General features: G+C 72.8%; 18 protein-coding genes and 1 riboswitch. Of the genes, 8 read left to right on the top strand and 10 right to left on the bottom strand.

What is annotated here, in order from left to right; translation table 11 throughout:
- Positions 1 to 160 precede the first annotated feature (160 nt).
- The 5 genes from ACIP4P_RS36200 to ACIP4P_RS36180 all read left to right on the top strand — a co-directional run bounded on the left by ACIP4P_RS36200 (position 161) and on the right by ACIP4P_RS36180 (position 4,583).
- Positions 161 to 856 (top strand): MerR family transcriptional regulator, encoded by a 696-nt coding sequence (locus ACIP4P_RS36200; protein WP_350512659.1) that lies wholly within the window; start codon positions 161 to 163, stop codon positions 854 to 856.
- Between the two features lie 97 nt (positions 857 to 953).
- Positions 954 to 1,430 carry a bifunctional nuclease family protein gene (locus ACIP4P_RS36195; RefSeq protein WP_030062493.1) on the top strand — a complete coding sequence of 159 codons (477 nt, stop codon included), beginning with the start codon at positions 954 to 956 and terminating at the stop codon, positions 1,428 to 1,430.
- Positions 1,431 to 1,654: 224 nt separating this feature from the next.
- Positions 1,655 to 2,299 carry a MerR family transcriptional regulator gene (locus ACIP4P_RS36190; RefSeq protein WP_400925930.1) on the top strand — a complete coding sequence of 215 codons (645 nt, stop codon included), beginning with the start codon at positions 1,655 to 1,657 and terminating at the stop codon, positions 2,297 to 2,299.
- Positions 2,300 to 2,465: 166 nt separating this feature from the next.
- Positions 2,466 to 3,125, top strand: coding sequence for a vancomycin high temperature exclusion protein (locus ACIP4P_RS36185; protein ID WP_400925928.1), 660 nt, complete (start codon positions 2,466 to 2,468; stop codon positions 3,123 to 3,125).
- A 72-nt stretch (positions 3,126 to 3,197) separates the two neighbouring features.
- Positions 3,198 to 4,583, top strand: coding sequence for a DNA polymerase IV (locus tag ACIP4P_RS36180; protein WP_400925925.1), 1,386 nt, complete (start codon positions 3,198 to 3,200; stop codon positions 4,581 to 4,583).
- Between the two features lie 171 nt (positions 4,584 to 4,754).
- Here ACIP4P_RS36180 and ACIP4P_RS36175 read toward each other — a convergent pair whose 3' ends face one another.
- Positions 4,755 to 6,248, bottom strand: coding sequence for an MFS transporter (locus ACIP4P_RS36175; RefSeq protein WP_400925922.1), 1,494 nt, complete (start codon positions 6,246 to 6,248; stop codon positions 4,755 to 4,757).
- Between the two features lie 192 nt (positions 6,249 to 6,440).
- Positions 6,441 to 7,538 (bottom strand): PRC and DUF2382 domain-containing protein, encoded by a 1,098-nt coding sequence (locus ACIP4P_RS36170; protein WP_400925919.1) that lies wholly within the window; start codon positions 7,536 to 7,538, stop codon positions 6,441 to 6,443.
- Between the two features lie 223 nt (positions 7,539 to 7,761).
- Positions 7,762 to 7,865, top strand: a riboswitch (glycine riboswitch).
- Positions 7,866 to 8,102: 237 nt separating this feature from the next.
- On the opposite strand from ACIP4P_RS36170, the gene gcvP reads away from it, so the two are divergent.
- The gene (gene gcvP, locus ACIP4P_RS36165) at positions 8,103 to 11,003 is read left to right on the top strand and encodes an aminomethyl-transferring glycine dehydrogenase (RefSeq protein ID WP_400925916.1); all 2,901 of its coding nucleotides are present in this window, start codon (positions 8,103 to 8,105) and stop codon (positions 11,001 to 11,003) included.
- Positions 11,004 to 11,152: 149 nt separating this feature from the next.
- Here the strand turns inward: gcvP and ACIP4P_RS36160 are convergent, their stop codons facing one another.
- Positions 11,153 to 11,344, bottom strand: coding sequence for a DUF5999 family protein (locus tag ACIP4P_RS36160; protein WP_350512638.1), 192 nt, complete (start codon positions 11,342 to 11,344; stop codon positions 11,153 to 11,155).
- A 424-nt stretch (positions 11,345 to 11,768) separates the two neighbouring features.
- On the bottom strand, positions 11,769 to 12,341 hold the full coding sequence (locus ACIP4P_RS36155; protein ID WP_400925911.1) for a hypothetical protein: 573 nt from the start codon (positions 12,339 to 12,341) through the stop codon (positions 11,769 to 11,771).
- Positions 12,342 to 12,718: 377 nt separating this feature from the next.
- On the opposite strand from ACIP4P_RS36155, the gene ACIP4P_RS36150 reads away from it, so the two are divergent.
- Entirely contained in the window at positions 12,719 to 14,224 is a 1,506-nt protein-coding gene (locus ACIP4P_RS36150) for a glutamate--cysteine ligase (protein ID WP_400925908.1), read from the top strand.
- 96 nt (positions 14,225 to 14,320) lie between these two features.
- Positions 14,321 to 15,109: a CPBP family intramembrane glutamic endopeptidase gene (locus tag ACIP4P_RS36145; protein WP_400925905.1), complete on the top strand. Its 789-nt coding sequence runs from the start codon at positions 14,321 to 14,323 to the stop codon at positions 15,107 to 15,109.
- Here the strand turns inward: ACIP4P_RS36145 and ACIP4P_RS36140 are convergent.
- The 6 genes from ACIP4P_RS36140 to ACIP4P_RS36115 form a co-directional block, all read right to left on the bottom strand.
- Positions 15,099 to 15,629 (bottom strand): HAD domain-containing protein, encoded by a 531-nt coding sequence (locus tag ACIP4P_RS36140; RefSeq protein WP_400925902.1) that lies wholly within the window; start codon positions 15,627 to 15,629, stop codon positions 15,099 to 15,101. The two genes, ACIP4P_RS36145 and ACIP4P_RS36140, sit on opposite strands and share 11 nt — an antisense overlap.
- Positions 15,630 to 15,729: 100 nt before the next feature.
- Positions 15,730 to 17,013, bottom strand: coding sequence for an MFS transporter (locus tag ACIP4P_RS36135; protein ID WP_400925899.1), 1,284 nt, complete (start codon positions 17,011 to 17,013; stop codon positions 15,730 to 15,732).
- Between the two features lie 106 nt (positions 17,014 to 17,119).
- Entirely contained in the window at positions 17,120 to 17,821 is a 702-nt protein-coding gene (locus tag ACIP4P_RS36130; RefSeq protein WP_400925896.1) for a dienelactone hydrolase family protein, read from the bottom strand.
- A 57-nt stretch (positions 17,822 to 17,878) separates the two neighbouring features.
- Positions 17,879 to 19,291 carry a sugar porter family MFS transporter gene (locus tag ACIP4P_RS36125; RefSeq protein WP_400925893.1) on the bottom strand — a complete coding sequence of 471 codons (1,413 nt, stop codon included), beginning with the start codon at positions 19,289 to 19,291 and terminating at the stop codon, positions 17,879 to 17,881.
- Between the two features lie 115 nt (positions 19,292 to 19,406).
- Positions 19,407 to 20,066 (bottom strand): FMN-binding negative transcriptional regulator, encoded by a 660-nt coding sequence (locus ACIP4P_RS36120; protein WP_400925890.1) that lies wholly within the window; start codon positions 20,064 to 20,066, stop codon positions 19,407 to 19,409.
- A 13-nt stretch (positions 20,067 to 20,079) separates the two neighbouring features.
- The gene (locus tag ACIP4P_RS36115) at positions 20,080 to 20,754 is read right to left on the bottom strand and encodes a pyridoxamine 5'-phosphate oxidase family protein (RefSeq protein WP_400925887.1); all 675 of its coding nucleotides are present in this window, start codon (positions 20,752 to 20,754) and stop codon (positions 20,080 to 20,082) included.
- Positions 20,755 to 20,787 lie beyond the last annotated feature (33 nt).

Below are 20,787 nucleotides of genomic sequence, written 5' to 3'. Positions count from 1 at the left end.
AGTGAATACGAATACCCCTTCCTCTTCTCTCGGGGCGACCAACCCTGCGTCGTCGTCCGGTCCGCAGGCGGACCGCGGCGGGCGCGGGGTGGTCGCGGGCCCCAGGCAGCCGGTCCGGCCGGACCGGCCCGCCGGGCGGCGGCGCGGCGCCGACGAACTGCTGAGCATCGGCGCGGTGCTGGCCTTCCTGCGCGACGACTTCCCCGAGGTGACCATCTCCAAGATCCGCTTCCTGGAGGCGGAGGGGCTGGTCGAGCCGCAGCGCACCCCGTCGGGGTACCGCAAGTTCAGCCCGTCCGACGTGGAACGGCTGGCCTACGTGCTGCGGATGCAGCGCGACCACTACCTGCCGCTGCGGGTGATCCGCGAGCACCTGGACGCGATCGAGCGCGGTGAGGCCCCGCCCGCGCTGCCGTCCGCGGCCGACACCCGGCCCGGGCCGCTGGAGGAGGCCGACCGCGAGCTGGTGGCCTCGGCCGAGGTCCCGCCCGGGGTCCGGTTGGGCCGGGCCGAGCTGCTGGCCGCCGCCGAGGCGGGCGAGCCGGAGCTGGCGGAGTGGGAGTCGTACGGGCTGGTCGTGCCGGGTCCGGACGGCGGGTACGACGGGGAGGCATTGCAGGTGGCCCGGTTGGTCGCCGAGCTCGGCCGGTACGGGCTGGAGCCGCGGCACCTGAGGGCGATGAAGGCGGCGGCGGACCGCGAGATCGCGTTGGTGGAGCAGGTGGTGGCGCCGCTGCGGCGGCACCGGAACCCGCAGACCCGGGCGCACGCGGAGGCCACCGCGAGGGAGCTGGCGACGCTGTCGGTACGGCTGCACGCGGCCATGGTCCAGGCCGGTCTGCGCAGCCGTGGATAGTCTCCGAAGCGTCCCCGGCCGGACCGGTGCACCGCGCTGACCAGCGGCGTCGGTCCTGCGCTTTCATATCCGGGGTCGGAGCCATAGGGTTGCCTGTGTGAATGAGCTCGACGTCGTGGGTGTCCGAGTGGAGATGCCTTCCAACCAGCCGATCGTGCTGCTGCGGGAGGTCGGGGGGGATCGATACCTGCCGATCTGGATCGGCCCCGGCGAGGCGACCGCGATCGCCTTCGCCCAGCAGGGCATGACTCCGGTGCGCCCGCTGACGCACGACCTGTTCAAGGACGTCCTGGAAGCGCTCGGCCAGCAGCTCACCGAGGTCCGGATCACCGACCTGCGGGAGGGCGTCTTCTACGCCGAGCTGGTGTTCGCCGGCGGGGTCGAGGTGAGTGCCCGGCCGTCCGACGCGATAGCACTCGCGCTGCGCACCGGCACGCCGATCTACGGGAGCGAGGAGGTGCTCGCCGAGGCGGGCATCGCCATCCCGGACGAGCAGGAGGACGAGGTCGAGAAGTTCCGCGAGTTCCTCGACCAGGTGTCGCCCGAGGACTTCGGCGGCGGCGGTCCGCAGTAGTGCGGACGGGGCCGGTCGGCCCTTGCGCGTGGCGTTTTGCCAAAAACCGTCCATCTACCCACACTAGGGGCACGAAAAACCACTCTCCTGAGTGATGTGGTTTGTCTGGCCCGGCGTGGCGATCGTTGACGGGTCATAGGGGACTGCCTACCGTCAGGAGTGGCTGTCCGGGTGACCGATGCCCGCAGTCGGGTTGCCCGCAGCACGAGTGGACGGAGGTAGGCATGAGCAGCACCGGCGATGACGCGGCCGTGGGAGGCCTGTGCGCCGTGCACATGCCGCGCACCGCTCACAGCGTGTCGGACCTGCCCAGGATGGGCCGGTTCCCGGCCGTCCAGCCGGGCCAGCCCGCGATCGAGCGGCTGGCCCCGACATCCGAACTGGTCGGCTTCCGCGGCCCGACGGCCTGTGCGGCGGCCGGCATCACCTACCGCCAGTTGGACTACTGGGCCCGCACCGGACTGCTGGAGCCCAGCGTCCGGACCGCGTACCCGGCGACCAGTCAGCGGCTCTACAGCTTCCGTGACGTCCTGCTGCTCAAGATCGTCAAGCGGCTGCTCGACGCCGGCGTCTCGCTGCAGAACATCCGGGTGGCCGTCGCCCATCTGCAGGCCGCCGAGCAGGCCGATCTGACCGGGCTGACGCTGATGTCCGACGGTGCGACGGTGTACGAGTGCACCACGGCGCAGCAGGTGGTCGATCTGCTGAAGGGTGGTCAAGGGGTGTTCGGCATCGCGGTGGGAGCGGTCTGGCAGGAGCTGGAGCTGACCCTCGGTCGGCTGCACGCGGAGCGGACCGACACCGGCGAGACGCTGGTCGGCAGCGACCCGGCGGACGAGCTGGCGCAGCGGCGCAACCGGGCGGTCTGACCGGCCGGACGATCGTTTCGACGGGGCCGCGGGCCCGGACGGGGAACCGTTCCGGCCCGCGGCCTCGTCGTGTTGCCTGGTGAAACGATCGAGGGAGGGGCACGTGGGGGTCGGCACCGGTATATCGGAGCTGCTGCGACGCCGGGCCGGGGGGATCCGGGCGCGGTTGCGGGAGCGCCGGACGCAGCGCCGGGTCTTCCAGGCGACCACGCTGCTGTGCTCGTTGGCGCTGGCGCCGAGCGCCTGGCTGTGGTGCGCGGCGGGGGACCGGGTGGGCACGGTGGAGAGCGCGCCGTCGGCGCCGGTGGCGGTGGTCTTCGGGGCCGGGCTGGACCAGGGCAAGCCCTCGCCGTACCTGGAGCACCGGCTGGTGGCGGCGCTGGACCTGTACCGGGAGGGCAAGGTGAAGGCGATCCTGGTGACCGGGGACAACGGGCGGGTCCAGTACGACGAGCCGGACGCGATGTACCGCTATCTGACCGAGCACGGGGTCCCGGCGGACCGGGTGGTCCGGGACTACGCCGGCTTCGACACCTGGAACTCCTGCACCCGGGCGCACCGGGTCTTCGGGGTGGACCACGCGGTGCTGGTCAGTCAGGACTTCCACGTCCGGCGGGCGCTGGCGCTGTGCGAGGCGGCGGGCATCCGCTCGTACGCGGTCGGGGTGCCGGAAGCGCACGACTCCACCTGGCTGTACGGCGGGCTGCGGGAGGTCGCCGGGGCGGGCAAGGCGGCGGTCAACATGGTGCTGCGGCCGGACCCGGTGTTCCTCGGGCCCAAGGAGGACGGCATCCCGAAGGCGCTGGCGGAGGCGGCGAAGCAGTAGCGGCGGGCGGCCGGCCCCCGGGCGACGGCCGGGTTCGTACGCACTGTCGGACCCGTGCGCGATGATCGGCGGGTGCGATCTCTGCCGAGCATCATCCACCTCGACATGGACGCCTTCTTCGCCGCGGTGGAGCAGGCGGCCAAGCCGAGCCTGCGCGGCAAGCCGGTGATCGTCGGGGGGCTGGGCGGGCGCGGGGTGGTCTCCACGGCCTCGTACGAGGCGCGCAGGTTCGGGGTGCACTCGGCGATGCCGATGGCGCAGGCGCGCCGGTTGTGCCCCAACGCGGCCTTCCTGGCCGGGCGGTTCGAGGCGTACCGGCAGAACAGCGAGATCGTGATGGGGCTGCTGCGCGGGCTGTCGCCGCTGGTGCAGCCGCTGAGCCTGGACGAGGCCTTCGTCGACCTGGAGGCCGGTCCGTACGGTCCGGTGCTGGCGGAGGCGGACCACGAGACCGGGGAGCGGCTGGTGCTGGCCCTCGCGGAGGACCTGCGGGCGGACATCCACCGGTTCACCGGGCTGACCGGCTCGGTGGGGGCGGCGGGGTCCAAGCTGATGGCGAAGATCGCCTCGGAGCAGGCGAAACCGGACGGGCTGGTGCTGGTCGAGCCCGGGCAGGAGCGGGCCGTGCTGGGGCCGATGCCGGTGCGGGCGCTGCCCGGGATCGGGCCGGCCACCGAGCAGGTGCTGCGGCGGGCCGGGCTGAGCACGGTGGCCGACCTGGCGGATGCCGGCGAGGCCGAGCTGGTGCAGCTGCTGGGGCGGGCGCACGGCGCCGGGATCTTCCAGATGTCGATAGGGCTGGACGAGCGGCCGGTGGTGGCCGATCAGGACGCCAAGTCGGTCTCGGTGGAGGACACCTACGAGGTGGACCTGGCCGACCGGGACCGGGTGCTGCGCGAGGTGGACGCCTTGGCCGGCCGCTGCGTGCGGCGGCTGCGGGCGGCCGGGCGTTCGGGGCGGACGGTGGTGCTCAAGGTGCGGCGGTTCGACTTCTCGACGCTGACCCGCTCGGAGACCCTGGGCGGGCCCACCGACGACGAGGCGGTGATCACCGCGACGGCGCGGCGGCTCGCCGAGCAGGTGGACATCACCGGCGGGGTGCGGCTGCTCGGGGTGGGCGTGGCCCAACTGGCCGACTACACCCAGGAGGACCTGTTCGCGCAGGCGCTGCGGGAGGAGGCGGCGGAGCACGCCGAGGAGGTCGAGGCGGCGGTGGCCGAGGAGGAGCCGGAGGAGCCCGTGGTGCGCCGCTGGATGCCCGGCCAGGACGTCCGGCACACCGAGTGGGGGCCGGGCTGGGTGCAGGGCAGCGGGGTGGGACGGGTGACCGTGCGGTTCGAGACGCCGTGGAGCGGGCCGGGGCGGGTGCGGACCTTCGGGGTGGACGATCCCGCGCTGGAGCCGGCCCGGCCGCTGCCGCTGCGGCAGGTCGAGGATCCCGGTGGGGCGGGGGAGTGAGGCGGGGCGGGGATCGCGGTGGGACGGGGAACGCGGAACGGCCCCACCCGGTGGGAAGTACCGGGTGGGGCCGCATACCGTGCCGGACCCCGGACGGTCGTGATGCCCTCGCGACCGAGTGGGGGCCGGGCCCGCGCGTCCTGTCCCTGAGCGCGCGGGCCGGACGCCTCGTCAGGCGTCGGTCTTGGCCAGCTCGGGGCTGGAGTCCTGCCGGGCCGGGCCGCCGGTGACGGCGGTGACGGCGGGCTTGGCGCTGCGGATCAGGAAGGGGACGATGCCGGCGATGATGCAGACGACGGCCGTGGTCCAGAACGCGTGCTTGTAGGCGTCCAGGGTCGGGATCTGCACCGGGAGCTTGATCGGGAACTTCATGGTGTCGCCGGTCAGGATGGCGGTCATCACGGCGGTGCCGATCGCGCCGCCGACGGTGCGGAGCACGGAGTTCATGCCGTTGGCGATGCCGCTCTGCTCGACCGGGACGGCGCCGTTGATGAAGGCGGGCATCGCGGCGAAGGCGAGGCCGATGCCGAGGCCGAAGATGGCGGAGGCGGTGTAGATGTCGCCTTCGGCGCTGTGGCGCAGGGCCAGGTAGGCCATCGAGATCGCGCCGAGGACGCCACCGAGGACCAGCGGCAGGCGGGGGCCGCGGCGGGAGATCATCATGGCGCCGACCGGGGCGGCCACCATCGAGCCGATGGCGGACGGCAGCAGCATCACGCCGGCGTGCAGGACGGTCGCGGTGAAGCCGTAGTGGGCCAGCTTCTCCGGGGTCTGGGCGAAGTTGCTGATGACCATGAACGAGCCGTACATGCCGAAGCCGATGAGCAGACCGGCCAGGTTGGTGAAGGCGACGGCCGGGCGGCCCATCATCTTGAGATCGACCAGCGGGTGGGCGACCTTGGTCTCGATGACGCCCCAGACCAGGGCGAGCACGGCGGCGACGGCGAACAGGCCGAGGGTCTTGGTGGAGGTCCAGCCCCAGTGGTTGCCCTGGCTGACCGCGACCAGCAGCGCGGAGAGCCAGGCGGCCAGGGTGACGGCACCGAGCGGGTCGGCGCCGCCCTCCTTGTCGATGACAGGGTCGGACGGCACCCGGAAGGCGACCAGGGCGACCGCGAGCAGGCCGAAGGCCAGGCCCATCCAGAAGATCGACTTGTAGTTCCAGTGCTCCAGCAGCAGGCCGGTGGCGACCAGGCCGAGGCCGGAGCCGACGCCCATCGAGGCGCTGATGGCGGCGACGCCGCCGGTCACCTTCTGCTTGGGCAGCTCGTCACGGACGATGCTGATCGCCAGCGGCATCACGCCACCGCCGGCGCCCTGGAGGACACGGGCGACGATCAGCCAGGTGAAGGAGTGGGTGCTGACCGCCAGGGCCGAACCGGCGACCAGACCGGCCAGCGAGATCAGCAGCATGGGCTTGCGGCCCCGGAGGTCGCCGAAGCGGCCCAGCAGGGGAGTCAGCACGGCCGCGGACAGCAGGTTGGCGGTCATCAGCCAGGTGATGTTGGACCCGGAGACGTCCAGTTCCTTGGCCAGCGACGGCAGGATCGGAACGACCGCGGTCTGCACCACGCTGAACGACAGCATCGCCAGGATGAGGGCCGGCAGGACCCGGGCGTTGCGCTGCTTCTCGGCCGCGGTGGTGGGCTGTGGTGCCTCACTCACGGTTGCTTCCTTCCGTACATAGTGAATGAACTGAAGTAACTTTGCCGGGAGATACTTCAGAGTGTCAAATATCGAGTGGTTAAGATTTGGCAAAGGCGAAGGTTCCGCTTGGCGTACCGCGGGGGTGACGGGTGGTCGGGCACGCGGAGGGCCCCGGACCGGAGTCCGGGGCCCTCGGGAACGCGGGGGTGATCAGGCCAGCGGGCGCAGGGCGGCCGGGCGGGAGCCGTCGGCCACGTGGGTGGTGTGGGCGGTCGGCTCGGCCGGCTCGGCCGGGGCGTCGGCGGCGGGGGTGTCGTCGTGCACCTCGACGTGCTCGCGGCGCAGCTCGTCCCGGACCACCTCCTCCGCGGTGTAGCGCTCGACCACCAGGCGGACCCGCTCGATCGGGGCGAGGTACTTGCGGACCACCGGCCGCTCCTCACGGAGGGTGACCTCCTCGACCGCCTCGGCGATCTCCTTCTCGCTGAGCGAGGCGCGCTCGGCGTCGCTGACCGGCATCCGCTCCACCCGGACCCGCTCGCGGACCACCGGGACGCGGCGCTCGACCTGCTCGCTGGTCACGTACTTGCGCAGCTTCGCGGTGCCCAGGACGTGCCACTCGGTGGTGATGTCCAGGCGCTCCTCGCGGCAGGTGATCTCGATCGGGCCGTTGGGGGCCGAGGCGGCGGCGGTGCCGTTCGGTGCGGGGGCGGCCTCGGTCGGGGCGGGCCGGGGCTTGGTCTCGACGACCGGGGCGGCGGCCTCGGTGATCGCCGGGCCGGCGACCGTCGGCGCGGGGGTGCTGAGGGTCCGCACGGGGGCCTCCGGGGTGGTGTAGGTGCTGGTGTTCGAGCTGGTGGTCGTCGTCATGGTCGGGCCGGTCCCGGGGGAGTGGAGGGCCAGCGGTTTGGCGGCCGCGGCGGCCGAGGTGGTGCCGAAGTCGAGGTCGGGCCGCTCGTCCCGGCCGGTCCGGTCGGCGGACGGGCGGCCGTCCACCGGGGTGTCGAGGCCGTAGTAGCGGTAGAGCTGGAGCTCCTGGGCGGGCGACAGGTGCTGGCCGACGCCGAAGTCCGGCGAGTCCTTGACCAGCGACTTGTCGTACGGCACCCGGAGCTCGTCGCCGGAGAACTCGCTCGTGGTGAGCGGGACGAAGGCGTCCCGGCCGAAGATGCCGGTCCGGACGGCCGCCCACTCCGGCTGCCCGGTGGCGTCGTCCAGGTACACCTCGTCGACCGTGCCGATCTTGTCTCCGTTGCGGTCGACCGCCTTGTGGCCGATGAGGTCCCGGGGGTCGATGTCGGTCTGCACTCTTTCCTCCAAGCGCTGCGGCTGCGGAACTCCCGCAGGAAAGGCGGCCGGAGCACCCGTTCCGTCCGCCACTTCACACCAAAAGGCATGAAACGGACGGGCGCGAGCGGGGTGCGGCCGGACGGGTTCGCGCTGAGCCGTCCGGGGGACGCGCGTAGACCCGAAGTGACCCGACGCACCCGTGATCGGAAGGCCTCCCGCTGGTACCCTGGGCCCCGACCGCCGAGCCCGCTCGGGAGAGTCCTCGGCAGTGAAAACCGCTGGTCGAGGCGCCGAAGGAGCAACTCCTCCCCGGAATCTCTCAGGCATCCGTACCGTGCGGGATAGGTCACTCTGGAAAGCAGGGCAGGACCGTCGGCGCGGGAGCCGACGGCCACCACCCTCACCGACGGTGCAAGCCGACGGTGCGCCACAGCGCGCCGTGCGGGCGAAGCTCTCAGGTCCCGATGACAGAGGGGGAGGCCTTTCGGGTCCGCCCGCCCAGGTCGGTCCGCTGTCCGCAGCGGCGTTGGCCGGCCGGCGAGCGTACCCCAGCCGGTCCGTGACCAGGAGGCCTCGACCACCATGAACGCCCAGCCGAACGCGGGACGCCCCACCGGCGCCTCGACCCTCACCGAGCTTGAGCTGGCCAGCCCCTTCGAGAACCGCCACATCGGCCCCGACGCCGCCGCGCAGGAGAAGATGCTGGCCTCGGTCGGCTACGGCTCGCTGGACGAGCTCGCCGCCACCGCCGTTCCCGAGGCCATCCGCTCCATCACCGCCCTCGACCTGCCCGCCGGTCGCAGCGAGGCGCAGGTCCTCGCCGAGCTGCGCGAGCTCGCCGCCCGCAACCAGGTGCTCCAGCCGATGATCGGCCTGGGCTACTACGGCACCTTCACCCCGCCGGTGATCCTGCGCAACGTCATGGAGAACCCGGCCTGGTACACCGCGTACACCCCGTACCAGCCGGAGATCTCGCAGGGCCGCCTGGAGGCGCTGCTCAACTTCCAGACCCTGGTCTCCGACCTGACCGGTCTGCCGACCTCCGGCTCCTCGCTGCTGGACGAGGGCACCGCGGCCGCCGAGGCGATGGCGCTGGCCCGTCGCGTCACCAAGGTCAAGGGCGGCGTCTTCCTGGTCGACGTCGAGACCCTGCCGCAGACCGTCGCGGTGATCAACACCCGTGCCGTGCCGACCGGTGTCGAGGTGGTCGTCGCCGACCTGTCCGAGGGCATCCCGGCCGAGATCGCCGAGCGCGGCGTGTTCGGCGTGCTGCTGCAGTACCCGGGCGCCACCGGCGTGGTCCGTGACCTCGCCCCGGTGATCGAGCAGGCCCACGGGCTGGGCGCGGTCGTCGCCGTCGCCGCCGACCTGCTGGCGCTGACCCTGCTCAAGTCCCCGGGCTCGCTGGGCGCCGACATCGCCTGCGGCACCTCGCAGCGCTTCGGCGTGCCGATGGGCTTCGGCGGTCCGCACGCCGGCTACCTCTCGGTGCGCGCCGAGTACGCCCGCTCGCTGCCCGGCCGCCTGGTCGGCGTCTCCGTCGACGCCGACGGCAACCGCGCCTACCGCCTGGCGCTGCAGACCCGCGAGCAGCACATCCGCCGCGAGAAGGCCACCAGCAACATCTGCACCGCCCAGGTGCTGCTCGCCGTGATGGCCTCGATGTACGCGGTCTACCACGGCCCGGACGGCCTGGCCGACATCGCCCGCCGCACCCACCGCTACGCCGCCGCCCTCGCCGAGGGCCTGCGGGCCGGCGGCGTGGAGCTGCTGCACGGCGAGTTCTTCGACACCGTCACCGCCGTCGTCCCGGGCCGCGCCGCCGAGATCGCCGCCGCCGCCCGCGCCAACGGCATCAACGTGCACCAGGACGGCGCGGACCGGATCTCGGTCTCCACCGACGAGACCACCACCCGCGAGCACCTGGCGGGCGTCTGGGCCGCGTTCGGCGTCCCCGCGGTCGAGGCCGCCGAGGCCGCCGACGCGCTGCCGGCCGCGCTGCTGCGCGAGGACGAGTACCTGACCCACCCGGTCTTCCACAGCCACCGCTCGGAGACCTCCATGCTGCGCTACCTGCGCCGCCTGTCGGACCGGGACTACGCGCTGGACCGGGGCATGATCCCGCTGGGCTCCTGCACCATGAAGCTCAACGCCACCACCGAGATGGAGGCGGTCACCTGGCCGGAGTTCGGCCAGCTGCACCCCTTCGCGCCGGTCGACCAGGCCGCGGGCTACCTGACCCTGATCCGCCAGCTGGAGCAGCAGCTCGTCGAGGTCACCGGCTACGACGCCGTCTCGATCCAGCCGAACGCGGGCTCCCAGGGCGAGCTGGCCGGCCTGCTGGCCGTCCGTGCCTACCACCACGCCAACGGCGACACCCAGCGCGACGTCTGCCTGATCCCGTCCTCGGCGCACGGCACCAACGCCGCCTCCGCGGTGATGGCCGGCATGCGCGTGGTCGTGGTGAAGACCCTGGTCGACGGCGACGTGGACGTCGAGGACCTGAAGGCCAAGATCGAGCAGCACCGCGACAGCCTCTCGGTGCTGATGGTCACCTACCCGTCGACCCACGGCGTGTACGAGACCCAGATCACCGACATCTGCGCCCTGGTGCACGAGGCCGGCGGCCAGGTGTACGTGGACGGCGCCAACCTGAACGCCCTGGTCGGCCTGGCCAAGCCGGGCAAGTTCGGCGCGGACGTCTCGCACCTCAACCTGCACAAGACCTTCTGCATCCCGCACGGCGGCGGCGGCCCGGGCGTCGGCCCGGTCGCGGTGCGCGCCCACCTGGCGCCGTACCTGCCGAACCACCCGCTGCAGGAGGAGGCCGGCCCGGCCACCGGCGTCGGCCCGATCTCGGCCGCGCCGTGGGGCTCGGCGGCGATCCTGCCGATCTCCTGGGCGTACGTCCGGCTGATGGGCGGCGAGGGCCTCAAGCACGCGACCCAGGTCGCGGTGCTGAACGCCAACTACATCGCCAAGCGCTTGGCCCCGCACTTCCCGGTGCTCTACACCGGCCCGGGCGGGCTGGTCGCGCACGAGTGCATCATCGACCTGCGTCCGCTGACCAAGGAGACGGGCGTGACGGTGGACGACATCGCCAAGCGCCTGATCGACTACGGCTTCCACGCGCCGACGATGTCCTTCCCGGTGGCCGGCACGCTGATGATCGAGCCGACCGAGTCCGAGGACCTGTACGAGATCGACCGCTTCTGCGACGCGATGATCGAGATCCGCGGGGAGATCGACAAGGTCGGCTCGGGCGAGTGGGCGGCCGAAGACAACCCGCTGCGCAACGCCCCGCACACCGCCGCCACGCTGGCCGGCGACTGGGCGCACGGCTACTCGCGGCAGGAGGCGGTCTTCCCGGCGGGCGTGAACCCGGCGGACAAGTACTGGCCGCCGGTGAGCCGGATCGACGGTGCGTACGGCGACCGCAACCTGGTCTGCTCCTGCCCGCCGCTGGACGAGTACGGCGTCTGATCGGTCGCGCGCTCAAGGGGCAGGGCCCCGGCAGAACGTTTCTGCCGGGGCCCTGCCCTTCGCGCTGGTCGTCGTGCCTGGCACCGGACCCGGTCGGACGGGGGTTCCGGGCGGCCGGGTTCGCTCCGACGGGCTCGGGCCGCGTGGGCTCAGGCCGCGTGGGCGACGGGACGGCGCGGGGCGATCACCCGGCCGTCGGGCAGCAGCTCTCCGGTGTCCTCGAACAGGACGACGCCGTTGCAGAGCAGGCTCCAGCCCTGCTCCGGGTGGCAGGCCACCGGCTCGGCGGCCTCGCGGTCCGCGGACTCGGCCGACGGGCACTCAGGACGGTGCTGGCACATACGCGTACCCTCGCTTCGCTCTGCGATCCTCCCCGTGGTGCGGTCCCCGGAGGTCGAGCCGTCCGGAGCCGCCGTGGTGGTCGGATCCTGTCCGGGCGCCGACCAGGTGTTGACCGGCGCTCAAGTGGGTAGGACAGGTGGTCCTTCCACGCTGGTTCCCAGTGTCGGCATCTGCGGACGCGCGCGCAGGGATTTCGTGACATGCGCCACAACTCCCGGGTAGAGATCACCCGTTCAGGTGGGGCCGGAGGGAAATCGCGCACGGTCGGGTCAGTCGGGGCATGGCCCGGTGGGGTCATGGCCAGTGGCCCGTCCAGGTGGTAGCCGTTCGGGTGAGGCCGTCAGGGGGCCGTCGGGTGGCGCCGGAGCGCACGGCGAAGGGCCGCCGGGCGGACTGCCCGGCGGCCGGTGCGGTGGCGCGGGCTCAGGCGGAGCCGAGCAGCAGCGGTCCGGCGAGCGGCGCGCGGGCCAGCAGCGGGAGCAGCTCCGCGGCCGGGTAGGCGCGGTGCGCGGTGACCCCGAGCGGGGCCGGGGCCAGTGGGATCAGCAGATCGGCGTCCGGGTCGGCGTCCGGGCTGTGCAGCCAGAGCGCGGTGGCGTACTGGCCCGGGAAGGTGAGCAGCCTGGGCTGGCGGCGGGGGCGGGAGCTCTGGGCGAGCTGCCAGGCCTCGCGCAGCGCCCGGACGGTGGAGGAGAGGTAGGGGCCGGCCGTGAAGTGGGAGAAGGTGTGGCCCTCGGGGCTCTGCACCACCTCGGCGGCGGCGGCCACGTCGGGGCCGTCCTTGATCAGGAAGCGCCAGCCGGTCCGGCGGGCGGCGGGGAGTTCGGGGCGCGGGCCGTCCAGGACGTGCACCGCGAGCGGGTGTGCCGGGAGCAGTGGACCGGTCGGGTGACGCAGCGCTGCGGCGGCGGGCTGGCGCAGTGCGGTCTCCGAGTCGAGCGCGCCCAGGACCGCGCGCAGCGCGCTCGGCGGGGGCTGGGGGGTCTGCAGGGTCATGGCGGGGTCCGCCTCTCCAAGCGAGATCGGCGTGCGAGTGCGGCATACCGGCGCGGCGCGGTGCGTCTTCGGTGACGGGGCCCGGCCTTGTCCGGTTGTGCAGGATCGCGGTGCCGGCGCGGTCACCGCCGTCGACGAGGGACTCGGGGCGGGAACGGACCGGTCGGCACGCAGTGCGAACTCAGCGAACTTCATCGAACAAATGCGCAGGGTGATCTGTTTATCACAGGCAGTGGTGCCGGGCAAGTCTGCAGATGGCCTGAATATCCGTCAGTTGCCTTGCATTGCAAGCCAGTACGTGCGTTCGGGTATCGATCTTCGAGGTGGGCATGATGCTGGCACGGTCGACCGGCCGGGTGTCTCAGGAGGAGGGGACCGTGGGCGAGAAGGTCGTGGCGACTCGGGCGGACCTGGCGGACCGGCAGCAGTACCGGCTCAAGCTCCAGGCCTGTCTGGACGCGCTCGGGCGGATGTTGCGCGAGGACCGTTTCGACCGGCCGCGGGCGGTGATGGGGCTGGAGATCGAGCTCAATCTGGCCGACGAGCAGGGCCTGCCGGTGATGCGCAACGCCCAGGTGCTGAGCGCCATCGGGTCCAGCGACTTCCAGACCGAGCTGGGCCAGTTCAACATCGAGGTCAACATCGTGCCGCACCGGCTGTGCGGGCACGTCTTCGAGGAACTGCGCGAGGAGATCGACACCGGACTCCGCTACGCCGACCGGCAGGCCGCCGAGGCCGGCGCCCGGATCCTCATGGTGGGCATCCTGCCGACCCTGGAGAACGACCACACCGGGCTGGAGGCGATGAGCCACAACCAGCGGTACAGCCTGCTCAGCGACCAGATCCTGGCCGCCCGGGGGGAGGACATCGCGCTGGACATCGAGGGCGTCGAGCACCTCCAGCTGGAGTCGATCACGATGGTCGCCGAGGCCGCCGCGACCTCGTTGCAACTGCACCTCCAGGTGACCCCGGAGCGGTTCTCCTCGGTGTGGAACGCCGCCCAGGCGATCTGCGGGCCGCAGCTCGCGCTCGGCGCCAACTCCCCGTTCCTGTTCGGCCGGGAGCTCTGGCGGGAGACCCGTCCGGTGCTCTTCCAGCAGGCCTGTGACACCCGTTCGGCGGAGCTCAAGGCCCAGGGGGTGCGCCCGATCACCTGGTTCGGCGAGCGCTGGGTGGACTCGGCGTACGACCTGTTCGAGGAGAACCTGCGCTATTTCCCGGCGCTGCTGCCGATCTGCGACGACGAGGACCCGCTGAAGGTGCTGGCCTCCGGCGGCGCGCCCCGGCTCGCCGAGATGCGGCTGCACAACGGCACCATCTACCGGTGGAACCGGCCGGTGTACGACGTCGCCGGCGGGGTCGCGCACCTGCGGGTGGAGAACCGGGCGCTGCCGGCCGGTCCGACGGTCGCCGACACCCTGGCCAACGCGGCCTTCTACTACGGACTGGTGCGGGTGCTCGCCGAGCAGCCCAGGCCGGTCTGGACCCGGCTGCCGTTCGAGCGGGCGGACGAGAACTTCCGGCAGGGCGCCCGGTACGGCATCGACGCGGTGTTCCAGTGGCCGCGCCCCGGCCGGGCCGGCCGGAGCGGCGGACTGCAGACGGTGTCGGCGGTCGACCTGGTCCTCAACGAGCTGCTGCCGATGGCCCACCAGGGACTGGACGAGTGGGGCGTGGAGCCCGCCGACCGGGACCGCTACCTGGGGATCATCGAGCAGCGCTGCCTGCGCCGCACCAACGGAGCGGCCTGGCAGAGCGCCACCTTCCACCGGCTGCGCGAGCGGTACGGGATGGACCGTCCGGCCGCGCTCGCCGCGATGACCAGGCGCTACGCCGAGCACATGCGGGGCGGCGAGCCGGTGCACACCTGGCCGGTCGGCTGAGCCGCCCGCCCGCTGTGTCAGGATGATCGCTCCGGTCGTCGGCCGACCGCCGGAGCCATCACCTGCTCGCCGCAGGATCCGTCTGCTGGAGCGCCCGTGACGATCCGCCCGACCGTGCCGGAGACCGCGCCGCCCGACCGCCGCCTGCTCGGGGCGGAACTGCTGATCGTCCTCGGACTCTCGCTCGGCGCCAGCGGGATCAGCGCGCTGATCAGCTTCGCCGGCTCGCTCACCGCGCCGATCCAGCTCGGGCAGCAGGTCGCGACCCTGAACGGCTCGCACGCGCCCGGGCGGCCCTGGCTGGACCTGGTCTGGCAGCTCTACTACATCGGGCGCGGGCTGATGCCGGTGGTGCTGGTCGGCTACCTGCTGGTGCGCGAGGGCGCCTCACTGCGGGTGCTGGGCTTCGACCTGCGGGAGAAGCTGCGCGACCTCGGCCGGGGCGCCGGCGTCGCGGCCGCGATCGGCGGCTCCGGGCTGGTGCTGTACCTGGTCTCGCAGGCGGCCGGGTACAACCTGACGGTGGCGCCCTCGGGGCTGCCGGACGTGTGGTGGCGGGTGCCGGTGCTGGTGCTGTCGGCCTGGCAGAACGCCGTCCTGGAGGAGGTCGTCGTCCTCGGCTACCTGCTGCGCCGGCTGGGTCAGCGGGGGTGGTCCTGGCCGGCCGTGGTGGCGGCCAGTTCGGTGCTGCGCGGCTCGTACCACCTGTACCAGGGGGTCGGCGGGCTGGTCGGCAACATGGTGATGGGGGCGGTGTTCTGCCTGCTGTACCGGCGTTGGGGGCGGGTGATGCCGCTGGTGGCGGCGCACGCGCTGATCGACACGGTGGCCTTCGTCGGGTACGCGCTGCTCGCCGGGCACGTCAGTTGGCTGCCTACCCCCTGACGGCCGTTCCGCCGGCTGACAGCGACAGGGCGCGCGGCGGACGGCTGAGCAGCCGGTCGACGTGCCGGCGCTCCAGGCCCTGGCCGGGGTCGATCGTCAGCAGCAGGCGGTCGCGGCGCCAGAGCGAGCGGCGGACCAGCCGGGGTGGGATCACGTCGTCCACCCAGGCGAACGGTCGGCCCTCGGCGTAGCGCAGCAGCGGGGCCCACTTGCGGGCGGAGAACAGCTCCATCAGCGGGACGCGCGGGTCGCCGGGCTGGGGGACGTCACCGGTGAAGCGGACGAAGGGGAGCGGGTCCAGGCCGATCGCCGGGGCGATGTGGGTGTTGGCGTGCTCCTCCCAGGTGGTGGCCCAGACCAGCTCGTACGTTCCGGCGAGCTCGCGCAGCCAGGCGCCGTGCTTGGCGGCGAGCAGGACGGCGTAGCCGAGCAGGGTGTGGGAGTCGAACCCGGCGTCCGGATGCGGACAGACCGGGTTCAGCACCCCGTCGACGTCCAGGAACAGCAGTGGCTTAGGCACCGGTGGGCCCCCCAGGTGGATGGTGTTTCCTACCTGGTCGGACGAACCATTCGCACCGGTGGTTGCTCGGCGGCGGGCGCACGCGGGGCGCACAGGGCGCTCACGGCGTGGGCGTGGGCGCGACGGCGGGCACCGGTGCGTCCGCGGTGCTTCGGTGCGGGTCCCGGCGGGAGAGCCGGCGGACCTGGGGGTCGATCAGCACGACGGCGCTGAGCAGCAGGCAGAGCCCGGCGCAGGCCCAGAGCGCGCCGGACAGGCCGAGCACCACGGCGGCGGGGCCGGCCAGCGCGGTCCCGATCGGGGCCAGCGAGTAGGAGCCGAGCTCGTCGTAGGCGGTGACCCGGGAGAACATCTCCTCGGGGATCTCCTGCTGGAGCGCGACCATCCAGTTGACGCCGAAGACGGTGACGCCGACGCCGGAGAGGAACATCGCGGCGATCAGCAGCGGGAGCGGGAAGCGGGCGGCCAGGGCGAGGGCGGGCAGCCCGAAGAGGAACACGCCCCAGTTGCCGACCAGCAGGATCCGGCGGGGACGCCAACGGACCATCAGCAGGCCGGTGGCCACCAGGCCGAACCCGTAGGCGGACATCGCCAGGCCCCAGTCGGTGGCGCCGCCCAGGTATTCGTTGGCGTACGTCGGCCCGTACACCGCCTCGACCGCGTTGATGCAGGCGATCAGGACGGCGAACTGCAGCACGATCACCCAGAGCCAGCGGCGGGAGGAGAACTCCCGCCAGCCCTCGCGCAGGTCGCGCAGCATGCTGCCGCCGGAGGGGGCCGGCGCGGACTCGGGCTCCAGGAGGAAGCGCAGGGCGGCGGAGAGCAGGAAGCAGAGGGCGTCCAGGGCGAGCACCCAGCCGGGGCCGACGGCGGTGGTGAGCGCTCCGCCGAGGGCGGCCCCGCCGATCTGGGCGGCGTTCTGGCTCATCCGGAAGACCGAGAACGCGCGGGTGGCGTGCTCCTGGGGGACGGCCTGCATGATCATTCCGCCGGCCGCGGGGGCGTAGAGGGCGTAGCCGGCGCCGCCGGCGGCGGAGAACACCAGCAGCTGCCAGAGCCGGACGTCCCCGGCCAGCACCAGGGCGGCCAGCACGGCCTGGGCGACGGCGCTGAACAGGTTGGCGCCGACCATGATCCGGTGGCGCGGCAGCCGGTCGGCGAGGGTGCCGCCGAGCAGCAGGAACAGGACCGTGGGCAGCAGACGGGCGGCGGTGACGTAGCCGACCTCGGCCGTGCCGCCGCCGTTGCCGAGGACGGCGAAGGCGGTGGCGATCGGGGCGCCGGCGTTGCCGAGGCCGCTGATCACGGTGGCGGCGGTCTGGATGCGGAAGTTGCGACTCGCCCAGGCGAGGCGGCGGGCGGGCGGCGGGTGTGGGGTGGGCACCCGGGTGACTATGGCCGGAGTTCGTACAGGTGTCCATCGGGTTTCGGGTCTGCCCGGTGGCGTGGGCGGGAGCGGTCCCGGGCGTGGGCCGGAGGCGTTCCGGGGGTCAGCCGAGGTGGCCCCAGAGGAAGGTGAGGGTGCGTCGCCAGGCGGTCCGGGCCTGGAGGGCGTCGTAGCCGCCGAGCGGGTTCTCGTCGTTCATGAAGGCGTGCCCGGCCGGGTAGAAGTGGATCTCGGGGCGGACGTCGGTGGCCTCGCCGATCCGGATCGCGGCCTCGTCCACGGCGGCCATCGGGATCGAGCGGTCGAGCTCGCCGAAGTGGCCGAGGACGTGGGCGGTCAGGCCGCGGTAGTCGAAGTCGGGGTCGGGCGGGAGGCCGTAGAACGGGACCACCGCGGCCACCCGGTCGCCGGCCCGGGCCGCCAGCATCAGGGCGAAGCCGCCGCCCATGCAGAAGCCGACCGCGCCGACCGCGTCGCCGACCACGCCGTCCAGCGAGAGCAGGAAGCCGACGGCGCCGGAGAGGTCCTCGACGGCCCGTTCGACCGGGAGCTCGCGCTTGAGCCGGGCCGCCTCGGCGCTGTCGTGGGTGGTGGCGCCGCCGAACAGGTCGGGGGCGAGCACGGTGAACCCCTCGGCGGCGAAGCGGTCGGCCAGGTCGGCGACGTGCGAGGTGAGCCCCCACCACTCCTGCACCACCACCAGTCCCGGCCCGATCCCCTGCGGAGGGCGGGCCAGGTACCCGTGCGCGGTGCGGCCGTTGCTCGGGAAGGTGACGTTCTGCCGGGAGCCGCCCTGGTCAGGCATGGCTACCTCTCGGTGGGTCGGGCCGCGTGCGGCGGGGGCGGGGGAGCGGGCGGGGACTCAGCCCATCTCCTCCAGGGCGCGGCCCTTGGTCTCCTTGATGCAGAAGGCCACGAACGGGATGGAGAGCAGCGCGAAGGCCGCGTAGATGATGTACGTCGCGGAGAGGTTCCAGTCGGCGAGGTCCGGGAAGCTGACGGTGATCGCCCAGTTGGCGATCCACTGGGCCGAGGCGGCGACCGACAGGGCCAGCGCGCGGATCCGGTTGGGGAACATCTCGCCGAGCAGCACCCAGACCACCACGCCCCAGGAGAAGGCGAAGCAGAGCACGAACACGTGCGCGGCGATCAGGGCGACGGTGGCGTGGGTGTTGTCCAGGGTGGCGGTGTCGCCGGTGCCGCTCCGGTAGGAGAAGGCCCAGGCGGCCGTGGCCAGGGCGAGGGCCATTCCGATGGAACCGGCCAGGGCCAGCGGCTTGCGGCCGATCCGGTCCACCAGGACCATCGCGATCACCGTGCCGATCACGTTGATGATCGAGGTGGAGAGGCTGATCAGCAGCGAGTTGGACTCGTTGATGCCGACCGACTGCCAGAGGAAGGAGGAGTAGTAGAAGATCACGTTGATGCCGACGAACTGCTGGAACACCGAGGCGCCGATGCCGACCCAGACGATCGGCAGCAGACCGAAGCGGCCGCCGAGCAGGTCCTTGAGCCGGGGCTTGTGGGAGGACTCCAGCACCTGGCGGATCTCGGCGACCCGGGCGTCCAGGTCGACGTCCTCGCCCTCCACCTCGACCAGCACCTTGCGGGCCTGCTCCTCGCGGTGGTCGGCGATCAGGAAGCGCGGCGACTCCGGGATGGAAAGGGCCATCAGGCCGTACACCAGGGCCGGGATGGTCTCGACGCCGAGCATCCACTGCCAGGCCTGGATGCCGCCGAGGTGGCCGGTGGACTCGCCGCCGGCGGCCTGGTTGAGCGCCCAGTTGGCGAGCTGGGAGACGGTGATGCCGAGCACGATCGCCATCTGCTGGAAGGACGCGAGCCGGCCGCGGTAGGCGGTGGGGGCGACCTCGGCGATGTAGGTGGGGGCGATCACCGAGGCGATGCCGATCGCGACGCCGCCGACCACGCGCCAGGCGGCCAGCGCCTCGATGTTCGGCGGGAACATCGAGCCGATGCCGCTGGCCGCGAACAGCACGGCGGCCAGCAGCATGGTGCGGACCCGGCCGAGGTGGTCGGCCAGCCGTCCGGCGGCCACCGCGCCGACGGCCGAGCCGAGCAGGGCGATGGCCACCACGAAGGCGGTGGTGCCGTGGCCGACCTCGAAGTGCTTCTGGATGCCGGTCACCGCGCCGTTGATCACGGCGCTGTCGTAGCCGAACAGGAAGCCGCCCATCGCGGCGGCCGCCGAGATGAAGATGACGTGGCCGAGGTGGGCCTCCCCGGACGCCCGTGGGCTGTGGACTGTGGACAACGCGCGCTCCCCGAGGTGGACGGGCCCGCTCCGACGGGCGGGCAGGACTCGTCTCACATTCGAGCAGCGCGGCGGCCGACCTGCCCGGGCTGGGCACCGATCGGGTGAAACGGGGTCAGTCGACGGCGCGTCCGGTGGCCGCGCGCCGCTGATGGCGCCGCAGCAGTTCGGTGCGGGCGGCGGCGTCCTGGTCGCGGCGCAGCGCCGGGCCGTTCGCGCGCTCGGCGAGCCGCCCGGCGATCGCCCGCTGCTCCTCGGCCGGCTTCTTGTCGTCGTACTTGAACTTGGCGCGGACCTCGCGGACCGTCAGCCGGAGTCCGCGCAGGCCGGGCAGCAGCCGGGCGAGCTCGTTCGGGCCGGGGACCACCCGGAAGTCCGGGGTCTCCGGCTGGAAGTGCGCCAGCTGGCGGTTGAGGATCTCCGCCTTGCCGGCGGCGGACTCGACCACCTCGGCGGTGCAGTGGAAGTGCACCGAGGCGTAGTAGCTGGTGGGCGTGCCCGGCTCGCCGCGCCAGTGGCCGGGGGCGAAGGCGTAGCCGTCGGTGACCGCCAGGGTGACGTTGGGGTCGGCCCGGACGGCGGCCAGCAGCGGGTTGGGCGCGGCGAGGTGGAGCAGGATCTCGCCGCGCTCCTCGTCCAGCAGGAAGTGCGTCGGGACCAGCACCGGGCCCTCGCCGGGGCGGCCATTGGCGGCGAGCAGGCCGAAGTCGCGGCCCTCGGCGAGCCAGGCCCGCCACTCGTCCTCGTCGCCGCGGTCCCAGGATCTGATCAGCATCGGAGGGTTCCGTTCAGCGCGGGAAGCGGCGCATGTGCGCCGGGAGCGGGGCGGCCGCGTCGTGCGGTTCGGGGGTGCCGTACACGGTGCGGACCGGGACGATGCCGGACCAGTGCGGCAGGTCGGCGTCGGCCGGGTCGTCGTTGGCGCCGTCCGAGCGGGTCTTGGCGGAGACCTCGTCCAGCTCCAGCCGGATCACGGCGGTGGCGGCGAGCTCCTTGGGGTTGGCCGGGCGGATCTCGCCGGAGCGGCCGGGGACGACCTGGTCGACCAGGGCGGCCAGGGCGACGTCCAGCTCCTCGGGGTCGGTGACCTGGTGGGCGGTGCCGTGGGCGACCACCGAGCGGAAGTTCACCGAGTGGTTGAACGCGGACTTGGTCAGCACCAGGGCGTCGACGTGGGTGACGGTGACGCAGACCTGGAGGCCCTGCTCGTCTGCGGCGCCGCGCAGCGGGCGGCTGCCGGTGGAGCCGTGCAGGTAGAGCCGGCTGCCGACCCGGGCGAAGATCGTGGGCAGCACGACCGGGGCGCCGTCGGCGACGAAGCCGAGGTGGCAGACGAAGGCCTCGTCCAGGACAGCGTGGATCGCCTCCTGTTCCCAGGTGGCGCGGTCCTTGTAGCGGGTCGGGGTGGTCCGGGGGGTGCGGGCGTAGGTGGACCCGTGGGTGTCTTCAGGGCTCGCCGACATGACAACCTCTATGTACTAGTGCATAATCATGTT

Origin of the sequence: Kitasatospora sp. NPDC089509, from assembly GCF_044749365.1 — a bacterium.
GTDB lineage: Bacteria > Actinomycetota > Actinomycetes > Streptomycetales > Streptomycetaceae > Kitasatospora.
This window is presented reverse-complemented; position numbering and strand designations above follow the sequence as displayed.

Coding starts and splice junctions, on each gene's coding strand:
- ACIP4P_RS36190 (WP_400925930.1), top strand. CDS start 1,655: ATGAGCAGCACCGGCGATGACGCGGCCGTGGGAGGCCTGTGCGCCGTG.
- gcvP (WP_400925916.1), top strand. CDS start 8,103: ATGAACGCCCAGCCGAACGCGGGACGCCCCACCGGCGCCTCGACCCTC.
- ACIP4P_RS36160 (WP_350512638.1), bottom strand. CDS start 11,344: ATGTGCCAGCACCGTCCTGAGTGCCCGTCGGCCGAGTCCGCGGACCGC.
- ACIP4P_RS36155 (WP_400925911.1), bottom strand. CDS start 12,341: ATGACCCTGCAGACCCCCCAGCCCCCGCCGAGCGCGCTGCGCGCGGTC.
- ACIP4P_RS36130 (WP_400925896.1), bottom strand. CDS start 17,821: ATGCCTGACCAGGGCGGCTCCCGGCAGAACGTCACCTTCCCGAGCAAC.
- ACIP4P_RS36120 (WP_400925890.1), bottom strand. CDS start 20,066: ATGCTGATCAGATCCTGGGACCGCGGCGACGAGGACGAGTGGCGGGCC.
- ACIP4P_RS36115 (WP_400925887.1), bottom strand. CDS start 20,754: ATGTCGGCGAGCCCTGAAGACACCCACGGGTCCACCTACGCCCGCACC.